22 protein-coding genes and 2 tRNA genes are annotated in these 25,702 nt (G+C 62.7%); 17 read left to right on the top strand and 7 right to left on the bottom strand.

What is annotated here, in order from left to right:
* Window positions 1–70: 70 nt before the first annotated feature.
* The 4 genes from LDN70_RS12770 to LDN70_RS12755 all read right to left on the bottom strand — a co-directional run bounded on the left by LDN70_RS12770 (window position 71) and on the right by LDN70_RS12755 (window position 5,345).
* A complete protein-coding gene (locus LDN70_RS12770; protein ID WP_223940475.1) occupies window positions 71–2,536 on the bottom strand; it encodes an ABC transporter permease in 2,466 nt (821 codons plus the stop codon).
* A gap of 3 nt (window positions 2,537–2,539) precedes the next feature.
* Window positions 2,540–3,334 (bottom strand): ABC transporter ATP-binding protein, encoded by a 795-nt coding sequence (locus LDN70_RS12765; RefSeq protein ID WP_223940474.1) that lies wholly within the window; start codon window positions 3,332–3,334, stop codon window positions 2,540–2,542.
* Between the two features lie 110 nt (window positions 3,335–3,444).
* Window positions 3,445–4,158, bottom strand: a complete 714-nt coding sequence (locus LDN70_RS12760) for a response regulator (protein WP_223940473.1) — start codon at window positions 4,156–4,158, stop codon at window positions 3,445–3,447.
* Window positions 4,159–4,160: 2 nt separating this feature from the next.
* Entirely contained in the window at window positions 4,161–5,345 is a 1,185-nt protein-coding gene (locus tag LDN70_RS12755) for a sensor histidine kinase (protein ID WP_223940472.1), read from the bottom strand.
* A gap of 136 nt (window positions 5,346–5,481) precedes the next feature.
* Between LDN70_RS12755 and LDN70_RS12750 the strand changes: the two genes are divergently transcribed.
* From LDN70_RS12750 to LDN70_RS12705, 10 genes are all read left to right on the top strand, one after another.
* Window positions 5,482–6,534, top strand: a complete 1,053-nt coding sequence (locus LDN70_RS12750) for a 3-isopropylmalate dehydrogenase (protein WP_223940471.1) — start codon at window positions 5,482–5,484, stop codon at window positions 6,532–6,534.
* 119 nt (window positions 6,535–6,653) lie between these two features.
* Window positions 6,654–7,766 (top strand): branched-chain amino acid aminotransferase, encoded by a 1,113-nt coding sequence (locus LDN70_RS12745; protein WP_142938735.1) that lies wholly within the window; start codon window positions 6,654–6,656, stop codon window positions 7,764–7,766.
* Window positions 7,767–8,116: 350 nt separating this feature from the next.
* Window positions 8,117–8,938, top strand: coding sequence for an MBL fold metallo-hydrolase (locus LDN70_RS12740; protein ID WP_223942649.1), 822 nt, complete (start codon window positions 8,117–8,119; stop codon window positions 8,936–8,938).
* A gap of 23 nt (window positions 8,939–8,961) precedes the next feature.
* Entirely contained in the window at window positions 8,962–9,738 is a 777-nt protein-coding gene (locus tag LDN70_RS12735; protein WP_011775161.1) for a fumarylacetoacetate hydrolase family protein, read from the top strand.
* A gap of 123 nt (window positions 9,739–9,861) precedes the next feature.
* Window positions 9,862–11,382 carry a glutamate--tRNA ligase gene (gltX, locus tag LDN70_RS12730; RefSeq protein ID WP_223940470.1) on the top strand — a complete coding sequence of 507 codons (1,521 nt, stop codon included), beginning with the start codon at window positions 9,862–9,864 and terminating at the stop codon, window positions 11,380–11,382.
* A gap of 14 nt (window positions 11,383–11,396) precedes the next feature.
* On the top strand, window positions 11,397–12,125 hold the full coding sequence (locus LDN70_RS12725; RefSeq protein WP_166840291.1) for an HAD family hydrolase: 729 nt from the start codon (window positions 11,397–11,399) through the stop codon (window positions 12,123–12,125).
* A gap of 136 nt (window positions 12,126–12,261) precedes the next feature.
* A tRNA-Gln gene (locus tag LDN70_RS12720) sits at window positions 12,262–12,333 on the top strand.
* A 128-nt stretch (window positions 12,334–12,461) separates the two neighbouring features.
* Window positions 12,462–12,534 (top strand) — tRNA-Glu (locus tag LDN70_RS12715).
* Window positions 12,535–12,646: 112 nt separating this feature from the next.
* Window positions 12,647–14,428, top strand: a complete 1,782-nt coding sequence (locus LDN70_RS12710; protein ID WP_142938738.1) for a dynamin family protein — start codon at window positions 12,647–12,649, stop codon at window positions 14,426–14,428.
* Complete coding sequence (locus tag LDN70_RS12705) at window positions 14,425–16,044, top strand: GTPase (RefSeq protein ID WP_223940469.1); 1,620 nt, start codon at window positions 14,425–14,427, stop codon at window positions 16,042–16,044. The genes LDN70_RS12710 and LDN70_RS12705 overlap by 4 nt, the downstream gene beginning before the upstream one ends.
* Here the strand turns inward: LDN70_RS12705 and LDN70_RS12700 are convergent.
* Together LDN70_RS12700 and LDN70_RS12695 are read right to left on the bottom strand one after the other, a co-directional pair.
* Complete coding sequence (locus LDN70_RS12700; protein ID WP_142938740.1) at window positions 16,041–16,577, bottom strand: DUF1697 domain-containing protein; 537 nt, start codon at window positions 16,575–16,577, stop codon at window positions 16,041–16,043. The genes LDN70_RS12705 and LDN70_RS12700 overlap by 4 nt on opposite strands.
* 2 nt (window positions 16,578–16,579) lie before the next feature.
* On the bottom strand, window positions 16,580–17,299 hold the full coding sequence (locus LDN70_RS12695; RefSeq protein ID WP_014922101.1) for an IclR family transcriptional regulator: 720 nt from the start codon (window positions 17,297–17,299) through the stop codon (window positions 16,580–16,582).
* 122 nt (window positions 17,300–17,421) lie between these two features.
* On the opposite strand from LDN70_RS12695, the gene leuC reads away from it, so the two are divergent.
* From leuC to LDN70_RS12665, 6 genes are all read left to right on the top strand, one after another.
* Window positions 17,422–18,873, top strand: coding sequence for a 3-isopropylmalate dehydratase large subunit (leuC, locus tag LDN70_RS12690; RefSeq protein WP_142938908.1), 1,452 nt, complete (start codon window positions 17,422–17,424; stop codon window positions 18,871–18,873).
* A gap of 9 nt (window positions 18,874–18,882) precedes the next feature.
* Complete coding sequence (gene leuD, locus LDN70_RS12685) at window positions 18,883–19,491, top strand: 3-isopropylmalate dehydratase small subunit (RefSeq protein WP_142938741.1); 609 nt, start codon at window positions 18,883–18,885, stop codon at window positions 19,489–19,491.
* Window positions 19,492–19,698: 207 nt separating this feature from the next.
* Entirely contained in the window at window positions 19,699–21,024 is a 1,326-nt protein-coding gene (murA, locus tag LDN70_RS12680; RefSeq protein ID WP_091468167.1) for a UDP-N-acetylglucosamine 1-carboxyvinyltransferase, read from the top strand.
* Between the two features lie 11 nt (window positions 21,025–21,035).
* A complete protein-coding gene (locus tag LDN70_RS12675; protein ID WP_142938742.1) occupies window positions 21,036–21,809 on the top strand; it encodes a lysophospholipid acyltransferase family protein in 774 nt (257 codons plus the stop codon).
* Window positions 21,806–22,858 carry an NAD(P)H-dependent glycerol-3-phosphate dehydrogenase gene (locus tag LDN70_RS12670; protein WP_166840295.1) on the top strand — a complete coding sequence of 351 codons (1,053 nt, stop codon included), beginning with the start codon at window positions 21,806–21,808 and terminating at the stop codon, window positions 22,856–22,858. Before LDN70_RS12675 ends, LDN70_RS12670 begins: the two co-directional genes overlap by 4 nt.
* On the top strand, window positions 22,858–23,994 hold the full coding sequence (locus LDN70_RS12665) for a D-alanine--D-alanine ligase family protein (protein WP_142938744.1): 1,137 nt from the start codon (window positions 22,858–22,860) through the stop codon (window positions 23,992–23,994). Before LDN70_RS12670 ends, LDN70_RS12665 begins: the two co-directional genes overlap by 1 nt.
* Before the next feature lie 13 nt (window positions 23,995–24,007).
* Here LDN70_RS12665 and LDN70_RS12660 read toward each other — a convergent pair whose 3' ends face one another.
* Window positions 24,008–24,517: a DUF3515 family protein gene (locus tag LDN70_RS12660; RefSeq protein ID WP_142938745.1), complete on the bottom strand. Its 510-nt coding sequence runs from the start codon at window positions 24,515–24,517 to the stop codon at window positions 24,008–24,010.
* A gap of 168 nt (window positions 24,518–24,685) precedes the next feature.
* Between LDN70_RS12660 and LDN70_RS12655 the strand changes: the two genes are divergently transcribed.
* Window positions 24,686–25,699 carry a thiamine-phosphate kinase gene (locus LDN70_RS12655; protein WP_223940468.1) on the top strand — a complete coding sequence of 338 codons (1,014 nt, stop codon included), beginning with the start codon at window positions 24,686–24,688 and terminating at the stop codon, window positions 25,697–25,699.
* Window positions 25,700–25,702 lie beyond the last annotated feature (3 nt).

Raw genomic sequence — 25,702 nt, 5'->3', positions numbered from 1 at the left:
TGCCGGTCTATCCAAGGAAGTGAGAGAGCGTTTCTGTTTAAGGGTGATTAGCTGATAGAGCGTCGGGGGCTTAGGCGGTAGCTAGCCCCTCAACCGGTGACAACCGTGCCGCCCGCCGGGCAGGCACCACCGATGCCAGAAGTCCGGCGACTACGGCTACGCCAAAGACAGCTGCCAACTGCAGCCACGGCACCGCCGGAACAACACTGGCCACGCCGCCCAGGGTTGCCTGCGCTCCAAGCCATCCGTAAACGACGCCCATGCCGGCTCCCATGATCGCTGCCACGCCTGCGACGAGCACGGCTTCAATAGCCAACATCCCGCGAAGCTGCCCCTTGGTCAGGCCAAGGGCGCGGAGCAACGAGTTCTCGCGCGTCCGCTCCAGGACCGACAGCGACAAGGTGTTGGCCACGCCAATCAACGCGATCACCACTGCGACACCAAGGAGCCCAGTGACCACCAGCAACAGGACATCGATGATGCTGTTGAAGGTCACTCGCTCAATTGCTGCACCGCTGACAGTGCGCTCATGAACACCCAGAGCGGACGCGATGTCCTTCTGGATGGCCTGAACCCGGTCCCCGGAGACCGAATCGTCCAGTTTCACCCACACCATGCCCGGCGTTTCCGGCAACGCAGCTGAAGAGATGCTGGAACTCTCCACAAAGGCGGGTACGTGGCGGGTTCGCAGAACCTTGGCGTCGAGCGTAACGCTGCCTGCCGCCGTCGAGATGTCTGCTGGTCCCTGCCCGGAGTCTTCAGGCAGGTACACGGTGCCTGGCGCTGGCTTGAGTTTGTTGTCGCGCAGTACGGATGCGGCATCAACGGCGGAGAGCCCGTAGACGGTGGTGGCGGCGTCAGGCGTCGCTCCGTCCTGCAGCGTTCCCAACGGTTGGAGCAGCACCGCAGCGCTGACGCCGTCGAGGGCTTTGATTCGAGACAGGGCCTGCGTGGGGTCGGTGCCGTCCACTGCTGTCTGAGCGGACAGGTCCACCGGATAGTTTTCCGCCAAGGTGTCGTTGAATGCCTGCCTGGACGTCGCCGCCCCCGTCATCATGAGGGAGACCAGCGTGACCCCGATCAGCAGTGCAGCGGCCGTAGCGGAAGTGCGGGCAGGGTTTCGCGTCGCGTTAACTGCTGCGAGCTTGCCGGGCACACCGGCCGGTGCTGCCAATCGGCCTGCCATGGCTACCACGGATGGGATGAACAGGGTGGAGCACAGCAGGATGCCCACAAACGAGGCAGCACCCCCGAGCAACGCCACCAGCAAGGAGACCGTCAGGCTGCCGTACACCAGCAAGACGGCTCCGCCCAGCACGGCCACGAGGCCCAGGATAAGGCGGATCTTGCCTCGCCGGTTGCCCACGGTGGCGTCGTCGGCCGGTCGGAGGGCCGCCAGTGGTGCCACGGCTGTTGCCGCTTTCGCGGGTACCAGGGCAGCCACCACCGTCAGGAGCGTGCCGGCTACCAGGCCGGCAATGATGGCCGACGGCGGTACCGCCAGTGTGGCGAAGGCTTGCTCAGGTTGGGACTTGGCCCAGGCAATCAAGCCGGTCATCAGGCCGGTGGCAGCGAGGACGCCCACAACCGAGGAAATGAAACCGACCACCAGCGCCTCCAGCATGACGGATCCGCGGATCTGTGACCGGCCGGCACCAAGGCACCGAAGCAAAGCCAACTCCCTGGTCCGCTGGGCAACCAGGACTGAGAACGTATTGGCTACCACCAAAGTGGAAACAAGGATGGCCACTCCAGCGAAAGCGAGCAACACAACGGTCAACTGATCCTGGCCGGCACTGAGCATGGCCACTGTGGAGGTGACCTTCTCCTGCGCCGTTTCCAGCACGGGTCCAACGGTGCCGGCCGCTTCCATACGGTGTGCGATGAAGTCCTTGGCTGCGGTGACGTCTTCCCCGGGCTTGAGCGCGAACTGCAGCCCCGAATACCCGGCGCCCGCGTCCTGCACGGCGTTCAGAACCGATTCCGAACCCACCAACTGGGCAGCCGATGACGAGAAAGGATCGTTAGTGGCTTTCATGAGGCCCGATATGGTGACCTTCGCTGTCTTGACCGGTCCCGCGCCGCGCAACTCCACGGTACTGCCGACTGTGAGGCCCAAATGCTCGGCAGTCTTGACGTCAATTGCGGCTTCCAAGCGGCTCGATGGCATGGACCCTGAGGACAGCATGCCACTCTCCAGGGAAACCGGCGCCGCATTGCGCAGGCGCCCGTACTGCTCACCGCCACCGGCCACGAACGTCACATACGTGGAACGCTCGGCGTAGCTGTCCTGGACTGCAGGGGATGAAACGGCTGCATCCACCGCAGCCTGGGTGAACGGCTCCCCGTTCTTGGACGTAGCCACAACATCGGCGTTGCGGTACGCCTCGCCGATACTCGCGCCCAGTGAGGCATTGGTGCTGGCGCCCACCATAAGGGTGGCCGAGAGAAACATGACGGACAACATGACTGCAAGCCCGATAGCGACGAATCGTCGGAAATGCGTCGTCAATTGGGAGACGGCAACACGCAACATGCCTCAGGCCCCCAGCTTGCCGAGGGCGGTCAGCACAGAGTCTGCCGTTGGATGGTGAATCTCGCCCACCAGGCCTCCGTCGCTCATCAGCACTACGCGGTCCGCGTAGCTGGCGGCCACGGGATCGTGGGTGACCATGATGATGGTCTGCCCCATCTCCTGGCTGCTCCGGCGCAGCAGTGCCAATACTTCCCCGCCGGCCTTTGAGTCGAGGTTGCCGGTTGGTTCGTCACCAAACACGACGTCGGGACTAGTCAGCAGCGCCCGGGCAACAGCCACGCGCTGCTGTTGGCCGCCGGAGAGCTCATGTGGCCGATGCTTCATACGGTCCTTGAGCCCAAGGGTTGTGACAACGGTATCCAGCCATCCGGCGTCGGCAGTGGTTCCTGCCAAAGCGAGGGGGAGCGTGATGTTCTGTTCGGCAGTCAAGGTGGGCACCAGGTTGAATGCCTGGAAAACGAAGCCGATCCTCTCACGGCGGAGCGCCGTGAGCTGGCGGTCGTTGAGCCCTGTCAGTTCCGTGCCGCCCAGCACAATCCGTCCGGAATCAGCCGTATCCAAGCCGGCGAGACAATGCATCAAAGTGGATTTGCCGGAGCCGGACGGCCCCATGATGGCAGTGAACTTTCCGGCGTCGAAGCTCACGGACACTTTGTTCAGGGCAGTCACGGTGGTATCGGCGCGGCCGTAGCTCTTGGTCAGCTCATGAGCCTCCACAGCGGGACGGGCCTGAGCGCCTGACGAGCCTGCCGGACGATCGGTTCCTGACGGGTGGGGGAGAGACGTGAATGTTGTCATGGTTCCACGCTATGTTTCAGCCCTGCGCTGGAGGATCGGGCTGCGGGCCCATTATTCCGGGGGCCCGTTCATACCGTGGTCTGAGACAGGCCGCCGCAGTGCAGGGCTGCCTAAGTACCCGGCGCCACCACGCCGGTCTCATAGGCAATGACTACAATCTGGACGCGGTCCCGTGCACCAAGCTTGGCCAGAATATGGCCCACATGGGTCTTTACCGTTGCCTCGGAAAGGAACAGACCCGCTGCTATCTCCGGATTGGACTGTCCCTGTGCGATCAGCTGGAATACCTCGCGCTCGCGGGTGGTCAGGCGCTCGACTGCGGCTGCATGTTCAGTTTGCTCCGGCGATTGAGTCCTCAGGAGCGGTGCCACGTGGTCAAGCAGGCGCCGGGTGGTGGAAGGAGCGATCACGGCGTCACCGCGGTAGACGGTGCGGATGGCCTCGAGTAGTTCCTCTGGCGGTGCATCTTTGAGGAGGAACCCGCTGGCACCGGCCTGAATCGCGGCAAGGGCGTACTCGTCCAGATCGAACGTGGTCAGGACCACGATTTTGATTTCGGCCCGTTGGGAGCCGGAGGGCTGTGCCGCAGCTTGTTCCAAAATTCGACGGGTTGCTTCAATGCCGTCCATACCGGGCATGCGGACATCCATCAGGACCACGTCGGCGGCAGTGGCGCTCAGGGCCTGTACCGCCTCCATCCCGTTTCCTGCCTCAGCCACCACCTCCAGGTCCGGCTGGGAATTGATCAACATGCCAAAACCGGACCTCACCAATTGCTGGTCATCAACGAGCGCCACACGAATGGGCGCAGGAACTTCAGGCATGGCTAGGCCTCCGAATAGGGGATGAATGCGGACACACGGAAACCGCCGCCCTGTACCGGGCCTGCGGTCAAGGAACCATCGTAGAGGGAGACTCGCTCGCCCATTCCCGGAAGCCCGTTACCGCCGCCTGCCGTTGGCGGATCAGCAGCGGCGCCCCGGCCGTCGTCGATGATGTCCACTTGCAGGCCTCGGGCCTGCCATGTGAGCGTTACGCCCGCCGTCGCCTTGGGGCCGGCGTGTTTCATCACATTGGTGAGTGCTTCCTGAATGATTCGATAGGCAGTGAGTTCGGCGCCGGCAGGAAGGGCCCTGCGGGGCACACCGGTCTGTTCGAAGGCCACCTGAAGTGTCGCAGCGCGGAAGCCGAGGAGGAGTTCATCGAGATCTGAAAGCCGGGGTTGTGGGCGGGTAGGGGAGTCCTCGTCCGATCGGAGGACCCCCAGCAGTCTTCTCATTTCGCCCAAGGAATCCCGGCCCGTGGCTGCAATGGTGGCCAGTGCTTCGGTGGCGAGCTCGGGTTGTGCCGCAGCCGCGTATCGTGCGCCGTCCGCTTGGGTAATGATGACGGACAGCGAATGCGCCACGATGTCGTGCATCTCGCGGGCTATATGGGAGCGTTCGTCGGCAGCGGCCAGTTTCCGTTCCTGCATCTGCTCCACTTCGAGTCGCCGTGTTCGGTCCTCCAGTGCCTGAAGCTGGAGGCGGCGGACGCGCGTCAGGTCACCAAGTGTCCAACTCACCAATACAAGCATCCATATCAGCACGGTATAGAGCGCGCCTATGGTCAGGCCCAGAATTCCGGATTCGGCGGTAGTGGAAAAGAGCCGTGTGGTGAGCATGACCCCACCGACGAGCCCGGCCAGCAGAACCGTCCGGCTCGCCCACGCGGGTCCGTAGGCAGCCGTTGCGTAGATGACCAGCGGGACCGCGATTTGGCCCGCTACCGGTTCCGCACCCACGGCCCACTGGATGAGGCACACAAGGATCACGACGCCGGCCGCCACAGCCGGGCGCGTACGTCGCCAGGCGAGGGGAAACAGGAGGCTGCAGGACAGAAGGAACAGCCAGGGCCTGTCGGCGACCAGATATACGGGACCGAAGAGGAGAATCAGCAGGCAGGTAGCCGTCATGTCCACTTTAAAGCGGTTGATCCGGAACCATTCGTAAGCTGCGTGCCTTCTATCCACACTATGACTCTATGCGCTGGGTCCTGGCATGGGCATCATGCCGTGGTCTGAGCCTTCCGTTGCTGCAACCAGATGCCATTGTTCAAGGAGTGAGACGATTTTGACCAGCATGTGGATTGCTTGGCTAGATAGAACCATGAGTGCAACGTCCATCAATCTCGCTGTCATCCCTGGCGACGGCATTGGCCCAGAGGTCATCGCCGAAGCCGTCAAGGTCCTCGAAAAGGCTGTAGCCGCCGAAGGCGTCGCCCTCGAACTGACCAACTATAAGCTCGGTGCCCAGCACTGGCTTGAGACCGGCGAGACCCTCCCGGACGAGGTCCTGGCGGATCTGCGCACCCGCGATGCAATCCTCTTTGGTGCAGTAGGCGCAGCTCCGGGCGATACCCGCATCCCGTCCGGCATCATTGAACGCGAGATGCTGCTCAAGCTCCGCTTCAGCCTGGACCACTTTGTAAACCTGCGCCCGTCCCGCCTCTACGGTACGGTCGGCAGCCCGTTGGCCAACCCCGGCGCCATCGATTTCATCGTGGTCCGCGAAGGCACTGAAGGTCCCTATGTGGGCAACGGCGGCACATTGCGAGGCGGGACACCCCATGAGGTGGCCACGGAAGTTTCCCTCAATACCGCCCACGGCGTGGAGCGCGTGGTTCGCGATGCCTTCCGCCGCGCCAGTGAGCGTCCGCGCAAGCACGTCACCCTTGTCCACAAGCACAATGTACTCGTGTTTGCCGGGCACCTGTGGAAGCGGACCGTCGAGGCCGTGGCCAAGGAATTCCCCGAGGTCACCCACGACTACCTGCACATTGACGCAGCCACCATCTTCATGGTGACCGACCCCTCCCGCTTTGATGTCATCGTCACCGACAACCTCTTCGGCGACATCCTCACCGACCTCGCCGCTGCCGTTACCGGCGGCATTGGCCTGGCGGCATCGGGCAACATCAACATGGACCGTACGGCACCGTCCATGTTTGAACCCGTCCACGGCTCAGCCCCGGATATCGCCGGACAGCAGAAAGCCGATCCCACCGCGGCCATCCTCTCCGCAGTGCTGCTCCTGGACCACCTTGGCTACACCACGGCGGCCCGAAAGATCGAAGCGGCAGTAGTCGCCGACGTCGAAAGCCGCACCGGCGAGCCACGCAGCACAGCTGCCATTGGCGACGCTATTGCGGCCGCACTTTAGGCCTAATACTCAGGCGTAAGCTTGTCTTGAATTATTTACCTGCTTCCCTGGTCCATCGCTGAACCACACCCTTTGTGGGACCCGGTTCGCCCTGCCAGGTAGCTGACTGTGGAGGAAACATGACTCAGACTGCCCATGGCGTCGAATTCAGCCAGCAGCTTTCGGAAACCCCGAAGTCTGCTGAGGAGCGTGCAGCCGTCCTGGCGAACCCAGGTTTCGGCGACTACTTCACCGACCACACCGCCGTCGTTGACTACAAGGTTGACGCCGATGGCAATGGCGGTTGGCAGAACGCCCGGATCGAGCCCTACGGACCCATCTCCCTGGACCCGTCCGCTGCCGTGCTGCATTACGGCCAGGAAATCTTTGAGGGTCTGAAGGCCTACCGTCACGCCGACGGATCCGTGTGGACCTTCCGGCCTGAGGCCAACGCCGCGCGCTTGAACAAGTCGGCACGCCGCCTTGCCCTTCCGGAGCTGCCCGAGGAGTACTTCCTCGGTGCCATCCGCGAACTCGTACAGGCGGACCAGGAATGGGTGCCGTCCGGCGACGGTGAAGCCCTGTACCTGCGCCCGTTCATGATCGCCACAGAAGCGTTCCTTGGTGTCCGTGCTGCCCGCGAAGTGTCTTTCCGGGTCATCGCTTCCCCTGCCGGCAACTACTTCGGTGGCGAGCTCAAGCCTGTTTCCATCTGGATCTCCCGCGAATACGCCCGTGCGGGCCGCGGTGGAACAGGTGCGGCCAAGTGCGGCGGAAACTATGCAGCGTCCCTGATCGCACAGCAGGAAGCCGAAGCGAACGGTTGCAAGCAGGTACTTTTCCTGGACCACTTCAACGACGACGCCGTGGAAGAACTCGGCGGAATGAACGTCTTCTTCGTCATGAAGGACGGTTCCTTGGTTACTCCCGCACTCAGCGGCACCATCCTGGAAGGCGTGACGCGTATGTCCGTCATCCAGGTGGCCAAGGACATGGGCCGTGAGGTCACCGAGCGGAAGATCACCCTGGACGAGTGGCGCGAAGGCGTCGCTTCCGGCGAGATCACCGAGGTCTTCGCTTGTGGCACCGCAGCAGTGATCACGCCGATCGGTGTGCTCAAGGACGCCACGGAATTCATCGGTTCCGAGGACGCGAAGGCCGGGGAGACCACCATGGCCATCCGCCAGCAGCTCCTTGGCATCCAAACCGGAACGGTTGAGGACACCCACGGCTGGCTGACCCGCCTGGTCTAGTACCCGGGTGCCCTGCACAAACTAAAGACGCACGACGGCGGCCCGTCCCCTTGGCAGACAAGCGGACGGGCCGCCGTTCTGCTTCCCCGGACGCTCTCGCAGATCCCTCGGGTTTGGGGCGGGCCCTCTTGCAGGTCACTGGGGGCGTTCTAACGCTGTCAAGTCTGGCACTTCAAGGCGTCTAGCCCGGGAAGGGCGCGGGATGTGAGAGAGGGTTGGTGGTTTGGGCGCCGGATGTGAGTGAGGGTTGGTGGTTTGGGCGCCGGATGTGAGTGAGGGTTGGTGGGAAGGGCGCCGGATGTGAGAGAGCGTGGGTTCAGTGCCAAGATGGGACAGTGACTTCTGAATCAATGGCGACTTCCGGCACCACTCCTCCCGGCGATGGCTCCTCTCTGACGCCCACCGCGGAGTCTTTGCAGCGCAGCAGCGAGCTCACCCGCTACCGATTGGCTCCAAACCCGGGACCGATGAGCCTGGACGGCACCAACTCCTATGTCATTGGCGCCCCGGATTCTCCCGACATCGCGGTGGTGGACCCGGGTCCTGAAGACGAACACCACTTGGCCGTGCTGGCATCGGCGGGCGTTGTGGAGGTGGTCCTCATTACGCATCGGCATGCTGACCACACTGAGGCATCAGCGCGGTTCCATCAGATCACCGGGGCACCGGTGCGTGCTGCGTTGCCGGAACATTGCCATGGCGGTGAGCCGCTGATGGACGGCGAGGTCCTGATGGCGGGTGGCGTGGAAATCCGCGTGGTGGCAACCCCTGGTCATACGTCCGACTCCCTCTGTTTCCATCTTCCGGATGACGGCCCCACCGGTTCCGTTCTCACCGGGGACACCATTCTGGGCAGGGGAACCACCGTGCTGGATTACCCTGATGGCCGATTAGGCGACTACCTTTCAAGCTTGGACAAGCTGGAAGCGATGGGGCCCGCAACTCTGCTGCCCGCCCATGGGCCTGTGCTCCCGGCTTTGGACGAGAAGTGCCGCGAGTATCGTGATCACCGTGAGCAGCGGCTCGATCAAATCAGGGCCGCGCTGGACCACCTGGGGCAGGACGCCTCGATTCCAGCGGTCACCGATGCCGTTTATCCCGACGTCGACCCATCCGTCAGGTGGGCGGCGGAGACTTCCGTGGCAGCCCAGTTGGATTACCTCCGAAGCTAGAGGCGGACTGTAGGCTTGAGCCCATGCGTATCGCCCGGTTTGTAGTTGATTCTGATCCCCTTTATGGCGTTGTTGAAGGCGAGCCCGGCAGTGAGGAAATCACTGTCATCAACGGCGACCCCTTCTTTAATGGTGTTGAGCGTACCCACGTGAAGCACAAGCTCGAGGACGTGAGGCTCCTCGCTCCGATCATTCCCCGAAGCAAGGTCATCGGTGTAGGCCGGAATTTCGCAGAGCACGCTGCTGAACTCGGCAACGAGGTTCCCCAGCAACCGTTGCTGTTCCTGAAGCCCAACACCTCGGTGATCGGCCCCAACGATCCCATCATCCTTCCTGAGTTCTCGGAGGAAGTTTCCTTCGAAGCTGAGCTGTGCGTGGTGATCGGCCGGATCTGCAAGGACGTTCCCGAGGACCGTGCGGACGACGTCATCTTCGGCTACACCTGCGGCAACGACCTCACCGCCCGCGATGTCCAGAAGACAGACCTTCAATGGGCGCGTGCCAAGGGATTCGATACCTCCGCGCCGCTGGGTCCGTGGATCGAAACCGAACTGGACCACGAGGACCTGTCCATCCAGGGCCGCCTCAACGGCGAACTCCGCCAAGATGGCAGCACCAACCAGATGATCCGGGGTGTACGCGAGCTTGTCTCGATCGTTTCGCACGCATTCACCCTCCTTCCGGGCGACGTCATCATGACCGGCACCCCCGCCGGCGTAGGCCTGGTCAGTGAGGGCGACCGGTTCGAGGTGGAGATCGAGGGCATCGGCCGGCTCTCCAACCCGGTGGTCCGCCGCTAGGCATCACGCAAAACGCCAGACCCCGACGGCGGTACGCGCCTCTCGCTCGAAAGGCGCGTACCGCCGTCGGGCTTTCCCGGCCGGGAAACCGAAGCGGCGCCAAGCGGTAAAGTTGGAACCACTATGACTACTGCTTCTGCGTCGAACGCTGCCTCCAGCGCCATTCCTGCCGTCAACGCCGAGACTCCGGTCCGCGTCCGTTTTTGCCCGTCGCCTACGGGTACACCGCACGTTGGCCTGATCCGCACCGCCCTGTTCAACTGGGCCTATGCACGCCACACCGACGGCAAGCTGATCTTCCGCATCGAGGACACAGATTCGGCCCGTGACAGTGAAGAGAGCTACCACCAGTTGCTGGACGCCCTGAAATGGCTTGGCATCAACTGGGATGAGGGCGTTGAGGTTGGCGGACCGCACGAGCCGTACCGGCAGTCGCAGCGAGGCGAGATTTACCAGGACGTCATCGCCAAGCTCAAAGCCGGGGGACACGTTTACGAGTCCTACTCCACGCCGGATGAGATCGAGGCCCGCCACAAGGCCGCCGGTCGCGACCCGAAGTTGGGTTATGACGGCTTCGACCGCCATCTGACGGATGAGCAGCTGGCACAGTTCAAGGCCGAGGGCCGCGAAGCAGTGCTCCGCCTCCGCATGCCGGACGAGGACCTGACCTTCAACGATCTGGTCCGCGGTGAGATTACGTTCAAGGCGGGTTCGGTTCCGGACTTTGCTGTTGTCCGCGCCAACGGTGCACCGCTTTACACACTGGTGAACCCGGTGGACGACGCTCTCATGGGAATCACCCACGTCCTTCGTGGCGAGGACCTGCTGAGCTCCACTCCACGTCAGATTGCGCTGTATCGCGCCCTCTATGCAATTGGCGTCGCCGAGTACATGCCGGAATTCGGGCACCTGCCCTACGTCATGGGCCAGGGCAACAAAAAGCTTTCCAAGCGTGACCCCGAGTCCAGCCTGTTCCTGCACCGTGAACGTGGCTTCATCCCTGAGGGCCTTCTCAACTACCTGTCCCTGCTGGGCTGGTCCCTCAGCGCTGACGAGGACATCTTCACGGTGGAGCAGCTCGTAGCCAACTTCGACATCCACGATGTCCTGGGCAACCCGGCGCGCTTCGATATCAAGAAGGCTGAGGCCATCAATGGAACCCACGTGCGGATGCTCGCACCGGAGGACTTCAAGGAACGCTTGGTTCCCTACCTCCGTGCTGCAGGTTTCGTAGGGGAAATCCTCACTCCGCGTCAGGAGGAGATCCTCGCCGAGGCGGCGCCTCTGGTCCAGGAACGCATCACCCTCCTGGGCGAAGCTCCCGAGATGCTGGCCTTCCTGTTCAAGGCTGATGACGCCGTTGATGTTGCCGACGATGCCCGCAAGGGCCTTCCGGAGAACCTGGAGGAAGTACTCGATGCGGCCTTGGCTGCCCTGGAACCGATTGGGGAGTGGTCCGCGGAGAACATTCAGACCGCGCTCAAGCAGGCGCTGGTTGAGGATCTTGGCGTCAAGCCGCGGGCAGCATTCGGGCCCGTGCGCACGGCCATTTCCGGACGCCGCATTTCTCCGCCGCTGTTCGAGTCGATGGTGATCCTCGGCAAGGATTCCTCGCTCGCCCGTGTCCGCGCCTTCCGCGGCTAAAGGCAGAAGCAGTCATGGCTATCTCCAGCTCGTTCGGAACCGTCCGCGGCGTCCTCTTCGACATTGACGACACCCTGGTGGACCTTGAGTACGCCATGACAACGGCACTGCGCGATGTCAGCGAACATCTCCTGCCCGGCCTGGATCAGGCCGGGTGGGTGAAGTTCGGACGTATCTTCACGCACGAAACAACGCACTTCTACGACCGCTACCTGGCCGGGGAGCTGACTTTCAATGAGCAGCGGCTCCTGCGGGGCAGGGCTGCTTTGGGACACTTTGGCGTGGAGCTTCAGGACGGCGAGGAATCCCAAGCCTGGGTAGCCGAGTACCATCAACGCCAGACGGCGTATGTGCGGGCTTTTGACGACGTTGAAGGCGTACTCGACGCCCTCGATGCCGCAGGGATTCCCTACGGCGCCGTGAGCAACAACGTGCATGATTACCAGCGGGCCAAGCTGGACGGTGCAGACCTGTCAAGGATCAAGGTCCTGGTGGGTACGGACACGGTGGGCGTGCCAAAGCCGGATCCGGCGATCTACCTCGAAGGTGTGCGTCTGCTGGGCACGGTGCCGGGAGAGACGTTGTATGTGGGCGACAACAGGTTGCTTGATGCCGACGGTGCAACGGCGGCGGGCCTGATCGGCGTTTGGCTCAACAGGACGGGAGAAGTGGTGGAAGAGTTCACCGGGCGCCAGGTGGACTCTCTGTCCCGGCTGCTGGTAACAGCTCCTGCTGCGGCGTGAGAATGGTGTGATGCAGGTAACGGCTTTCCGATTTGTGCAGGTGGCCAGACTCCGGTAGAGTCATTACTCGTGCTGAGGGGCACGGAGGGAAAGCTGAGGGAAACCAAAGCGCTGAACTCCGGTCCGAAAGTCACTTTGGGATATGGTGTAATTGGCAACACTACGGTTTCTGGTACCGTCATTCTAGGTTCGAGTCCTGGTATCCCAGCTCTGAAAATCCGCGTGAATACGCCGGAAATTCAGAACCTCCAAGTCGCTGAAGCGATTTGGAGAGAAGCTGAAAGTATGAAATACTCATTCAGCTTGATCGCCGGAAACGGTGACAAAAAAGTGCAAGGCCCCATCGTATAGCGGCCTAGTACGCCGCCCTCTCACGGCGGTAACGCGGGTTCGAATCCCGCTGGGGTCACAGACAAATCCCCCGGAACCACGGTTCCGGGGGATTTCTTTTTTCCTTGGTTTTATCCTCTGTGCCTGCGGCGCCGCTCCTGTGACGGGGATTGGGCTGGCATGATGATGCTGTGACCGCAAATGATGATGAGGCAAGACCCCGGGCTACCCCAGCTGCCTCGGGCGCGGCAGCCGCCGTCGAGACCCTGGTAGCTGCCCGCACTGAACTTGCGGCCACAACCCTTCCGCTCGCCGTGCCGGAGGTTCGGGAGGCCCGTCAGTGGATCCGTGAGTCCCTGGCCCAGCTCGACGATTATGTGATTCCCCGCTACCGCAGCCTCGACGCTCCGCTACTGGCAGTCGTAGGCGGTTCCACGGGGGCGGGGAAGTCAACGCTGGTTAACGCGCTGATCGGCTATCCGGTGACGCGTGCCGGCGCTATCAGGCCCACCACCCGCCAACCCATCCTCCTGCATCATCCGTTGGACGCTGAGTGGTTTGAAGGCCACCGGATCCTTCCGGGCCTGGACCGTATCCGCGGAACCGTGTCAGCGAGCCCGCTGCCGGCCCATCAGGCGGGTGCCGCTCCCGACGCGCAGGCCATCACGTCATTGGTACTGGTGGGACACGAGGCAGTGCCGCAGGGAATCGCGCTCCTGGATGCGCCCGACGTCGACTCCATCTCCGATGACAACCGCAGGCTCGCCGGTCAGCTTCTTGCCGCCGCCGACCTTTGGGTGTTTGTCACCACAGCAAACCGCTACGCCGACGCCGTGCCCTGGCGGCTGCTCTTGGACGCAGCTTCGAGGGACATCACCGTAGCTGTGGTGCTGGACCGTGTGCCCGTCGCCGCGGAAGAAGAGGTCAGGACTGACCTCCAGGCAATGCTGGATCGGCAAGGCTTGGGTGAGGCGGAGCTTTTTGTCGTTCCGGAGAGTGCCTTGAATGGGCTGGGGATGCTCCCGGAGGAATCCGTGATTCCCCTGCGTCAGTGGCTGGGCGCTTTGGCAGCCAATGCAGCCGGCCGGGCAGAGGTCGCCAGACGCACGCTTAATGGCGCCGTCAAAGCAGTCAGCGTCCGTTTGGAGGGAATCGCGGAGGCCGCTGCCGTCCAGGACACCGCTGCGCACAATCTCCGGGCAGCCTGCGTTGCAGAGTACGAGCAGGCGCTCCAACGTATTCTTGAGGCCACCAGAGACGGAGCATTGCTCCGCGGCGAGGTATTGGCGCGATGGCAGGACTTCGTAGGTACGGGAGAGTTCTTCCGTGCGCTCGAGCAGAATATCGGCAGGATGCGGGACCGCGTAGGAGCGTTCTTCCGTGGCGAACCCGCTCCTGCTGTGAAAGTTGAGACCGCCATTGAGACCGGCTTGCAGGCGGTGATCCTGGACGAAGCCGCGAACGCAGCCGAAAACGTGGACAGGCGGTGGCGTTCGGACATGGCTGGTCGGGAACTCCTTGGCACTGAGGATCTTTCGGGAACCAGCGAGGGGTTTGACGCGAAGGCCGCAGCGGCTATTCGATCCTGGCAGGAAGGGCTGATGGAGATGATCCGTACCCAGGGCCAGGGCAAGCGAACCCAGGCACGGTGGCTATCCTTGGGCGTCAACGGGCTTGGCGCCGCGCTCATGGTGGTGGTGTTCTCCATGACTGCCGGTCTGAGCGGCTTGGAGATCGGCATTGCCGGCGGAACGGCCGTTGTTGGCCAGAAGCTGCTCGAAGCGGTGTTCGGTGAGGACGCAGTACGTCGACTGGCCCAGCAGGCAAGGGACGATCTGCATACTCAGTGCCAACGGCTCCTTGACGATGAGAGGGAGCGGTTCCTTGGCCGCCTCGAGGCAGCACTTCCTGGATCTGGAGTTGACCTCGCCCGGCATGCTCAAGCATTGCGCGGCTTGGCAGGGGTCGCATGAGCCGGCACAGCCAGGTTCGCGAATCGTCCCGGTTGCAGCGCAGGCTTGAATCGCTCAATGCTGCACGGGAGCTGGCCGAGGGCGTCCTCCCGGATCCGGAGTTGCAATCCGTCTACGAGGTCCTGGAACGTGCCACCTCGCGGCGGTCACTCTCGGCCGATCACACCGTGGTGGGATTCTTCGGAGCGACAGGCAGCGGAAAATCCTCCCTGTTCAATGCTGTTTCGGACAGTCGGCTGGCAACTGCCACCGCGCGGCGTCCCACAACGTCAGCACCTTTGGCGGGCATTTGGGGAGAGGAAGGCAGCGGGCCGTTGCTCGACTGGCTGGATGTCAAAGAGCGGCACACGCTGCCGCCAGTTCCAGGTCTCGCGGACGAACACACCGGCCTGGTGCTGCTGGACCTACCGGACTTCGATTCCACCAAGGTGGAAAACCGGGAGATCGTCCAACGGATGGTGGGCATGGTTGACGTCCTGGTGTGGGTCTTGGACCCACAAAAGTACGCCGACGCCGCAGTGCATAATGACTTTCTTCGCCCCATGGCCTCCCACGGTGCAGTCACGCTGGTTGTCCTGAACCAGGTGGACAAACTCAGTGCTGCCGACGCCTCTGCGGTGATGGAGTCTTTGGAAGCTATCCTGGCGCGGGACGGACTGGGGAAAGTTCGGGTCCTCAGTGCCTCAGCACTGACTGGCGACGGCGTCCAAGCCCTCCGCAGTGCCATCAGGAAGGTGGTGGTCCAACGGGAGGCAACCACAGAACGCTTGGCGGCGGACGTTGCAAAGGCGGCCGGGGAACTCGCCCGCGCCTCCGGCGAAGGCGAAGCCCGGGGCGTCAAGGTAGGTACGAAAGCCCGCCTGGCGTCTGAATTGTCGACGGCGGCAAATGTACCGGTGGTGGTGGACGCGGTTCAGCGATCTTTCCAAAGAGAGTCCGCCAAGAGGACGGGGTGGCCCGTCACCCGCTGGCTCTTGCGTTTCCGGCCCGACCCGCTCCGGCGGTTGAACCTTGGCAGGGATGACACCAGGCCGGAGCTGAACAGGACATCGCTGCCACCTGCAGGCGCACCCGAGCGGGCACGCACGGATGCGGCCGTCAGGGATTTTGCCGACGACGCCTCGACGGGTGCCCCGGGTCCTTGGCGCGCAGCCATCCGCAGCGCGGCAAGGGACGGGCGGGAGGAGCTGCCCGACGCCTTGGACCAAGCGATTGCAGGCACTGACCTCTTGGCGGGCAAACGTCCCCTGTGGTGGCTTATTTTCAATACCCTCCAATGGATCGCGCTTGTGCTCGCAGCAGGGGGCCTGGGCTGGCTGGGTGTGTTGGCCGTGCTCGGCTACTTCCAAATGCCGGTGCCTGAGGTGCCTCGAACAGAAGGGTGGCCGTGGCCAACCCTGATGGTTGCCGGGGGAGTGTCGCTGGGAATTGCCCTTGCCATCACCGGGAGGATTCTTGGTGGATGGGCCGCTCGGGTTAGGGCGTCGAAGGCAGGGAAACGGTTGAAAGCTGCCGTGGCGGCGGTTGCCGAGAAGCGGATTGTAGAGCCCGTCGAGGTGGAAATTACCCGCTTGAAGGCGTTCAACGCAGCCCTCAAGGCCGCACGTTCCGGCTAGAGGGCCGCGGCTGCGTCCCTGACTTTGATGAGTGTTCTCAAGTTCCGGGTAGTGGTGCCGGCTTTGTAGCGTGCCTTGGCGGAGAGCTTGCTGAAAGGGCTGTCCAGCGTGCCGCCAGCCGGTGCCAGCCAAGCGGAGGCCTCCGGGCCAAGGCGCACTTGTTCTACGCCGCCCAGGTTTTCGCCTGCTTCAAAGAGTTCGTCGAGCATTGCGGTGTCCGAGGCGAGAGTGATGTAACTGTGCGTGGATTTGTCGTCGGCCGGGTATGGGCACGCGTCCACCAGTTCGCTGACCCGCGCGGCGGTGAGGACCACCACCCAGGCGTCGTATCCGAAGGTTTCCCGCAAGCACTTTTCGAACTGCGCTTTGACGAACTTTGGGCTGAGGTCACTCTGAAGCACCACGTTTCCGCTGGCCAGGAGCGTTTTGACCTTGGTGAACGGGTAGTCCTTCAGGGCTGCGGAGAGATCGGCCATCTTGATGTTGATGCCGCCCACGTTGATGCCGCGCAGAAAGACGGCGTAGCTTTCCATGGCTAGTCGTTGTTCTTCCTGAGGGCCTCGGTCAGTACCCTGGCGGCGTTACAGACCACTTCGGCGTGCAGCCTGCCCGGCTGGCGGGTGAGTCGCTCAATAGGACCGGAAATCGATACTGCGGCAATGACCCTTCCGGAGGGTCCGCGCACGGGGGCCGAAACCGAGGCGACCCCAGGTTCGCGTTCGCCGAGGCTCTGACCCCAGCCCCGGCGTCGTACTCCTGCCAGGACGGTAGGCGTAAAGCGGGCGTTTTGCAGCCCCTCAAGGAGGCGGTCATGGTCTTCCCATGCCAGCAGTACTTGGGCGGCGGAGCCGGCCTTCATGGACAGCTGGGTGCCGACGGGAATGGTGTCGCGAAGGCCGATAGGGCGTTCCGCCGACGCCACGCAGACACGCCAGTCGCCTTGGCGGCGGAAAATCTGCGCGCTTTCGCCCGTGGCGTCGCGGAGCTGAATGAGAACGGGACCGGCGGAGGCGATGAGCCGGTCTTCACCGGCAGCGGATGCGAGTTCCACCAGCCGGCTGCCCAGGACGAAGCGCCCTTGAATGTCGCGGCTTACCAGGCGGTGGTGAACCAGGGCCAGCGCGAGCCGGTGAACTGTGGGCCGGGCAAGGCCTGTGGCCGCCACGAGCTGCGCGAGAGTGGTGGGCCCGGCCTCAAGGGCATCGAGTACTTGGGCCGCTTTATCAATGACACCGACTCCACTAGAATTGTCCATGTAATGATATTGCCGTCTCAATATCTGAGATGCAAGTTGTTTCGCTGGCCTATTTTGACGCCGGGCTGCTTCAGTGGAACAAGAACATGCAACAAGCCAATCGCAGTGAAGGGAGCAAGGCCGTGGGAAAGACACTGGCCGAGAAGGTCTGGGACGCGCACATAGTGCGCAAAGGTGAAGGCGAAGGAGCCAATGCCCAGCCCGACCTTCTCTTCATCGACCTGCACCTTGTCCATGAAGTAACGTCCCCGCAGGCATTTGAAGGCCTGCGCCTGGCCGGCCGGCCTTTGCGCCGGGTAGACCTCACGATTGCCACCGAGGACCACAACACTCCCACGCTGGACATCGACAAACCAATTGCGGACCTGACCAGCCGTACCCAGATTGAAACCCTCCGCGCAAACTGCAAGGAATTCGGCGTCCGCTTGCACTCCCTCGGTGACAAGGAACAGGGAATCGTGCACGTAGTGGGTCCGCAGCTGGGCCTGACTCAGCCGGGTATGACCGTGGTTTGCGGCGACTCGCACACCTCAACCCACGGGGCCTTCGGGGCGTTGGCCATGGGCATCGGCACGTCCGAGGTGGAGCACGTCATGGCCACCCAGACCCTGTCCTTGAAGCCGTTCAAAACCATGGCCATCAACGTTGAAGGTACCCTGCGCCCCGGCGTCACCGCCAAGGACATCATCCTGGCCGTCATCGCCAAGATCGGCACCGGCGGCGGTCAGGGATACGTCCTGGAATACCGTGGCTCCGCCATTCGTGCGCTGTCCATGGACGCCCGCATGACCATCTGCAACATGTCCATCGAAGCCGGCGCCCGCGCCGGTATGGTGGCTCCGGACCAGACCACCTACGACTACATGCAGGGCCGCCCCCACGCCCCCGAAGGCGCCGACTGGGATGCCGCCGTCGAGTACTGGAACACGTTGAACACGGACGCCGACGCGACCTTCGACGTCGAAGTTGACCTCGACGCTGACACCCTGGAGCCGTTCGTGACCTGGGGAACCAACCCGGGCCAAGGCGTCTCGCTGTCCGCCAAGGTGCCTTCGCCCGAGGACTTCGGTGATGAGAATGCCAAGGCAGCCGCTGAGCGCGCACTGCAGTACATGGGCCTGGAGGCCGGCACTCCCATGAAGGACATCCGTGTGGATACGGTCTTCCTGGGTTCCTGCACCAATTCCCGGATTGAAGACCTGCGCGCTGCTGCAGACATCATCCGTGGCCGTGAAAAGGACCCCAACATTCGCATGCTGGTGGTTCCCGGATCAGCCCGTGTCCGGCTCGAAGCCGAAGCAGAGGGCCTGGACAAGGTCTTCAAGGACTTTGGCGCTGAATGGCGTTTTGCTGGTTGTTCCATGTGCTTGGGCATGAACCCGGACCAGTTGGAGCCGGGGGAGCGTTGCGCCTCAACATCCAACCGCAACTTCGAGGGACGCCAAGGTAAGGGCGGCCGCACGCACTTGGTCTCGCCGGTGGTGGCCGCCGCCACGGCGGTCCGAGGCACGCTGAGCTCGCCGTCGGACCTCGAGTCCGCTGCCGCAGGCACACTGACCGGAACCGCAGTCTAGGAGGATCCCATGGAAGCATTCACTACCCACACCGGCATCGGCGTTCCCCTGCGCCAGAGCAACGTGGACACGGACCAGATCATCCCCGCTGTGTACCTCAAGCGCATCACCCGGACAGGGTTTGAGGACGCGCTGTTCGCCGCTTGGCGGAAAGACGAGTCCTTCATCCTGAACCAAGCCCCGTTCAGCGCAGGCTCCGTCCTGGTGGCCGGCCCCGATTTCGGTACGGGGTCATCCCGCGAACACGCCGTCTGGGCGTTGAAGGATTACGGTTTCAAAGCTGTTCTGTCATCACGTTTCGCAGACATCTTCCGCGGAAACTCCGGAAAGCAGGGGTTGCTGGCGGCGCAGGTAGCCCAGGACGACATTGAGTTGATCTGGAAGGTCCTGGAAAACCACCCCGGTACCGAAGTCAAGGTGGACCTGGTCTCCAAAACGGTTGAGTGCGGCAATGTAGTGGCGCCGTTCGAGATTGACGACTACACCCGGTGGCGCCTGCTGGAAGGCCTCGACGACATCGGCCTGACCCTTCAGCATGAGGCAGACATCACGGCGTACGAGGCCACGCGCCCGTCTTTCAAGCCGAAGACGCTGCCAGCGAAGGTTCAAGCCCAGTAGCCTCTGCTGTGAGGTCGCAACCTTGCGGATAACGGACCGGTGGGCCCCCCTGGGAGGGCCGGCCGGTCCTTTTTTGTCGGTGTGCTTCAGGGACGTGATCGGCGAGCCTTCGGGCGGTTCCATTTCGGATCGGTAAAGCGAGCTTCTATGCTTAGCTGGAGCCTTTGTAAGTTTGGGGGGCGAGTAGTCGTGAGGAAACCGGTATAGATGAGTAGTGTTCTGACAATCCGCGGTGGCGTCCCGTTAACCGGACGAGTGACCGTTCGCGGTGCCAAGAACCTGGTGCCCAAGGCCATGGTGGCGGCGTTGCTGGGCAGCGAGCCATCGGTGCTGAGGAATGTGCCGGAAATCAAGGACGTAGAGGTAGTCACCAGCCTGCTGCAGCTGCATGGCGTGACCGTCGTTAAGGATCCGGTTTCGGGCGACCTCACCTTGGATCCCAAGGATGCGAAGACGGCCTCCAGCACAGCAATTGATGCACACGCGGGCGATTCAAGGATTCCCATCCTGCTGTGCGGACCCCTGATCCATGCGATCGGCGAGGCATTCATCCCGGATCTGGGTGGCTGCAAGATCGGCGACAGGCCCATCGACTACCACCTGAACGTTTTGCGGCAGTTCGGTGCCGTGGTGGAAAAGCGCCCCGGTGGCATCCACATCTCTGCCCCGAACGGCCTTCACGGAGCCAAAATTTCCCTGCCATACCCCTCGGTTGGGGCCACCGAGCAGGTGCTGCTGAGTGCAACGCGTGCGGAGGGCATCACCGAACTCATTGGCGCGGCCACGGAACCGGAGATCATCGATCTCATAGCTGTCCTGCAGAAAATGGGCGCCATCATCAGCGTCCAGACGGACCGGACCATCCGGATCGAAGGCGTCAAGGACCTGCGTGGATACAACCACCGCGCACTCCCGGACCGCAACGAGTCCGCGTCCTGGGCTTCGGCTGCTTTGGTGACCCGGGGCGACATCTATGTTGAGGGCGCTTCGCAGCGGGACATGATGACCTTCCTCAATACCTACCGCAAAGTGGGCGGTGGCATGGACATTGGCGATGACGGCATCCGCTTCTACCATCAGGGCGGCAAACTCTCCCCGCTCGTCCTGGAGACGGACGTCCACCCCGGATTCATGACGGACTGGCAGCAGCCGTTGGTGGTTGCCCTCACGCAGGCCGAGGGCGTCTCAATCGTCCACGAGACGGTCTACGAGAACCGGTTCGGATTCACCGAAGCCCTTGCGCGAATGGGTGCGAACATTCAGGTACACCGTGAGTGCCTGGGCAGTGTTCCCTGCCGGTTCGGACAGCGGAACTTCCTCCACTCAGCAGTCATTTCAGGTCCCACTCCACTCAGGGGCACCGATATTGACATCCCTGATCTCCGGGGCGGTTTCAGCCACCTCATCGCAGCGCTTGCTGCTACGGGAACTTCACGGGTTACGGGCATCGACATCATCAATCGCGGCTATGAGCGCTTCACCGAGAAGTTGGCCGGCCTGGGCGCCGATTTCGATATCACCACCACCAAGTAGCGGGGGCTCCTTTGAAGGAATCGGCCAAGAGCCGTGCAACATTCATGCTGCTGGCCGGTCTCGCGCGTCCGCTGATGAATCTCCTGATGGCCAAGAAGTGGGAAGGCATGGAGAACCTGCCATCCGGCGGCTTCATCGCAGTACCAAACCACTGCACCGAGATCGACCCCATCGTGATCGGGCATATGGTGTACAACCAGAAGCGGCCACCGCACTTCCTCGCGAAGACGGGCCTCTTCAAGGTTCCCGTATTGGGTGCCCTGTTGCGCGCCACCAGGCAAATTCCGGTTGAACGCTCGACGGCGGGAGCGAACCGCTCGCTTCAAGTCGCCAAAGAGGTAGTGGACGCCGGCGGCGCAATCATTATCTATCCCGAGGGCACCCTGACCCGCGACCCCCATCTGTGGCCGATGAAGGGCCACACCGGGGCCGCCAGGCTTGCCCTGCAGACCGGCGCGCCCGTGGTACCCATGGCGCACTGGGGTGCACAGGAAGTTTTTCCGCGGTACGCCAAGCGGTTCCACATCTTCCCTCGCAAAACTGTGCGCGTGCTTGTGGGTAAGCCCGTTGATCTCAGTGCGTTCAGCGACCGGCCCATGGACCGTACAACGCTGACGGCGGCCACGGAGGTCATCATGGATGCGATCACGGAACTTCTTGAAACCCTTCGCGGAGAAGATGCGCCGGCTGAGCGCTGGGATCCGGCTGTCCACAAACAGTCCAAGCACGGCCGCTTCACCCAGGAGGGCTCCCTTGACGAGCACGAAGGGGATGACGGCAAATGACCACTGTGGACGGTACTGTCAATACACCGGATATCGTGGCAGTTTTGGGTGCGGGGTCCTGGGGAACCACGTTTGCCAAGGTCTTGGCCGATGCCGCTGCGGCAACCGGATCCGAGCGCAGCATCCGGATCTGGGGTCGCCGCTCCCAGGTGGTTGAGCAGATCAACTCTTCGCACCGCAACGAGCAATACCTCAAAGACATAGTGCTCCCGCCTTCAGTCACCGCCTCCACGGATGTGGCCGAGGTGCTCAAGGACGCCACCTTGGTGGTCCTCGCCGTGCCCGCCCAATCCCTGCGGCCACAACTCGGGGAATGGAAGCCCTTGCTTGCACCCGACGCCGTGGTTGTCTCTTTGATGAAGGGCCTCGAGCTGGGCACGGACGCCCGGATGAGCGAAGTCATCGCCCAGGAGTTGGGTCTTCCCGCGTCCCGCGTAGCAGTGGTCTCCGGTCCTAACCTGGCCATGGAGATCGCCAGGGAGCAACCAACAGCATCCGTTGTTGCTTGCAGCGACGCGGACACCGCTGCTGCCATAGCCTTGTGCTGCACGGCACCGTACTTCAGGCCCTACACCAGCACTGACGTTGTGGGCGTGGAAATCGGCGGGATCGTAAAGAACGTGATTGCCCTTGCCGTTGGAATTTGCGAAGGCAAGCAGATGGGCGACAACACCAAAGCGTCGGTGATCACACGAGGACTCGCCGAGACGTCCCGGCTTGCGCTGGCCCTCGGCGGAGAAGCTCACACCATGGCCGGCCTTGCCGGGCTGGGGGATCTTGTTGCCACATGCTCGTCAGCTCTCTCACGCAACCACACCGCCGGGAGGTTGCTTGGAGAAGGCCTCAGCCTCGAGCAAGTTGCCGAACAAATGACACAAACAGCCGAGGGCATCAAATCGGGCCCGGCTGTACATGAGCTCGCTGGCAAGTTGAATGTAGAAATGCCGATTACGGCCGCCGTCGTGGCAGTGCTGGAAGGCAGAATGTCCGTTGATGACCTGGGACCGCGACTGCTGGCCCGGGCACTGAAGTCCGAAGGCGACTACTGATGGTGACTGACCAATCCACCCCCGTGACGGGCCGTCCCCGTGTAGCAATCCTCTTCGGGGGGCGCTCCAGCGAACACGCAGTCAGCTGCGTCACTGCCGCTGGCGTGATGGGCGCGATCGACAAAAACAAGTACGAGGTCATACCGATCGGCATCGCCAAATCCGGTCAGTGGGTTCTCGCTTCGGGCGACACCAGCGACTGGTCCTTGAGCTCCGCAGCGCTTCCCGAGGTGGCGCCGTCGGGTAAAACCGTCACCTTGGCCGAGGTGGGTGGTGAGCATCAGCTCATCGTGACCGAGCCCAACGCCGTTCCCTTGGAATTGGGTGCCGTGGACGTGGTCTTTCCCCTGCTGCATGGGCCGTGGGGAGAAGACGGTACAGTCCAAGGCCTCCTGGAGCTTTCGGACACCCGCTATGTCGGAGCCGGTGTGCTGGCCTCGGCTGTGGGAATGGACAAGCACTTCATGAAGGTGGTGTTTGAATCCGCCGGACTAAGCGTGGGCCCGTACGTGGCTGTCACGGACCGCGAATGGAGCACTGACTCCGAGGCAGTTCGTAAGCGGGTGGACAAGCTTGGGTTCCCCGTGTTCGTCAAGCCTGCCCGCGCGGGTTCGTCCATGGGTATTTCCAAAGTGGACTCGATGGATGGGCTGGACGCTGCCATAGAGGAAGCGCGACGCCACGACCTGAAGCTTGTCATTGAAGCCGGCATCGTGGGCCGTGAGATCGAATGCGCGGTCCTTCAAGGCCGTGGCACCGATGCTCCCCGTACTTCCATGCCCGGTGAAATTGCCGTGGCAGAAGGAGAGCATCAGTTCTATGACTTTGCCGCCAAATACGTGGAGGACGGGGCCGCAGCCCTGAGCTGCCCTGCCGATATGCCGGATGAGGCAATCGCGCGTGTGCGCGAACTTGCCGCCGTCGCTTTCGACGCCGTCGGGGCAGAAGGCCTTAGCCGTGTGGACTTCTTCTACACCCCGGCCGGCGAGCTCATCATCAACGAGATCAACACGATGCCTGGCTTCACGCCTAAGAGCATGTACCCGCAAATGTGGGCCGCATCCGGCCTTGCCTACGGGGATCTGATTGACGAATTGATCCATCTGGCGCTGACCCGCAAAACGGGCCTGCGCTGACCTGGTTGATTGACTACTGCGCTGACGGCAGGTTCTGAAGGTCTTCCTGGCCAACGCACTTTCCGGTTGCCTTGATCTTGCCAACAGCTGCTGCCAGTTCGGTGAGCACGGTAGCCGAACTGATGTTCGCTGCCTCCAATTTGACCGGATCAATCAGGATTTCCGTGGCGGGTTCGCGCCCGAAGGTGGTCAGGGTATAGACGGGATCGCCTTCCTTGATGACCCAGTCGATGTCATTGACGCTCACGCAACGGTCTGTGGTGGGACCTGGAACGTTTACGCCGCAGCGGAGAATAACCTGAGAAGGATCTCCCCATGCGGCTGTGGCCTGGCTGTTGGTTTTGCGAAGGGCCGCATCACCGATTTGGTCTGGCAGGGCCACCATCATGGGTGCGCAGGCAGGATTGGCCGCGTCCGCGGCGGCCGTGACGTCCACGGCCGGGGAGCAGGCCGACAAAGCGGTGACGGATGCGGAAGCCAGGGCGATGGCCAGAGCTGTCCGGCGGAGGGTCTTACGGTGCATCCATCCAGCCTATCCCGCACGCGGGTGCTGGAAGATACGCGTTGCCGGGGTCACATTCCTGCTGGAACGCCAGAGGGAGTGCCGCATTATCCTGTCGGTGGAGCGCGATAGCGTTAGGCAGTACCTGGAAAAGGGTGGAGATCCGTGTCGAGAGAAGAATCGAGTGCAGTGCCAGTAGATCAGTTGACCGTCCAGGACCTAACGGAGTCCGCGCTCCTTGCCCGGATCTTCCCGCGACTGCACCATAGCCCCGGCGTTCTCCTGGGACCCGGCGACGACGCTGCCCTGATCGCAGCACCGGACGGCCGTACCCTCATCTCCATCGACACCCAGACCCAGGACCAGGACTTCAGGCTTGAGTGGCGCAACGGCTATCGGACCACCGGATACGACGTCGGCTGGAAGGCCGCGGCGCAAAACCTCAGCGACATCAACGCCATGGGTGGCAGTGCCACCAGTATGGTGGTGAGCCTTACCCTGCCACCGGACACGCCCGTCGAATGGGTTGAAGCGTTTGCCGATGGCCTTACGGCGGCGATTAGTGGCCTGGGAGCACCGGACTGCTCCGTGGCTGGCGGGGACCTGGGCCGTGGCCGGGAGCTTGCAGTGACTGTCGCCGTCGTCGGCACGCTCGCCGGCCTCGCGCCGGTGCTGAGGTCCGGCGCCAAACCCGGGGACATAGTGGCTGTTTCGGGAACGCTGGGAAGGGCAGCTGCCGGGTGGGCGCTGTTGGAAAGCGAGATTTCCTTGGACAGCTTATCTGCTGACTTGCGGATCCTGGTGGACAACCAATGCAGGCCGCTGCCACCACTGCTCGCCGGGCCTCTGGCTGCGCGCGCGGGTGCCACCGCCATGTTGGACATCTCCGATGGCCTGATGCGCGACGGCAGCCGCCTGGCCGCAGCAAGCCGCGTGATCCTGAATTTCGATTCTGCGGCCTTGGAGACTTATGCAGCCACGTTGGAACCAGCAGCTGCCTTGCTTGGCGATGACGCTATGCGATGGGTACTGGGCGGGGGAGAAGACCATGGTTTGCTTGCCACTTTCCCGGCAGATATACAGCTGCCGAAGGGCTTCACTGCGATAGGCTCGGTTCAAGCCGTTGTCGAGCCGCCAGGCAGTGGCGTCCGGATTTCCGGGCAAACTGCTGACACCGTTGGATGGGATCACTTTGCAGACTAAGAT

Origin of the sequence: Arthrobacter sp. StoSoilB22 (genome assembly GCF_019977315.1) — a bacterium.
Classification (GTDB): domain Bacteria; phylum Actinomycetota; class Actinomycetes; order Actinomycetales; family Micrococcaceae; genus Arthrobacter.
This window is presented reverse-complemented; position numbering and strand designations above follow the sequence as displayed.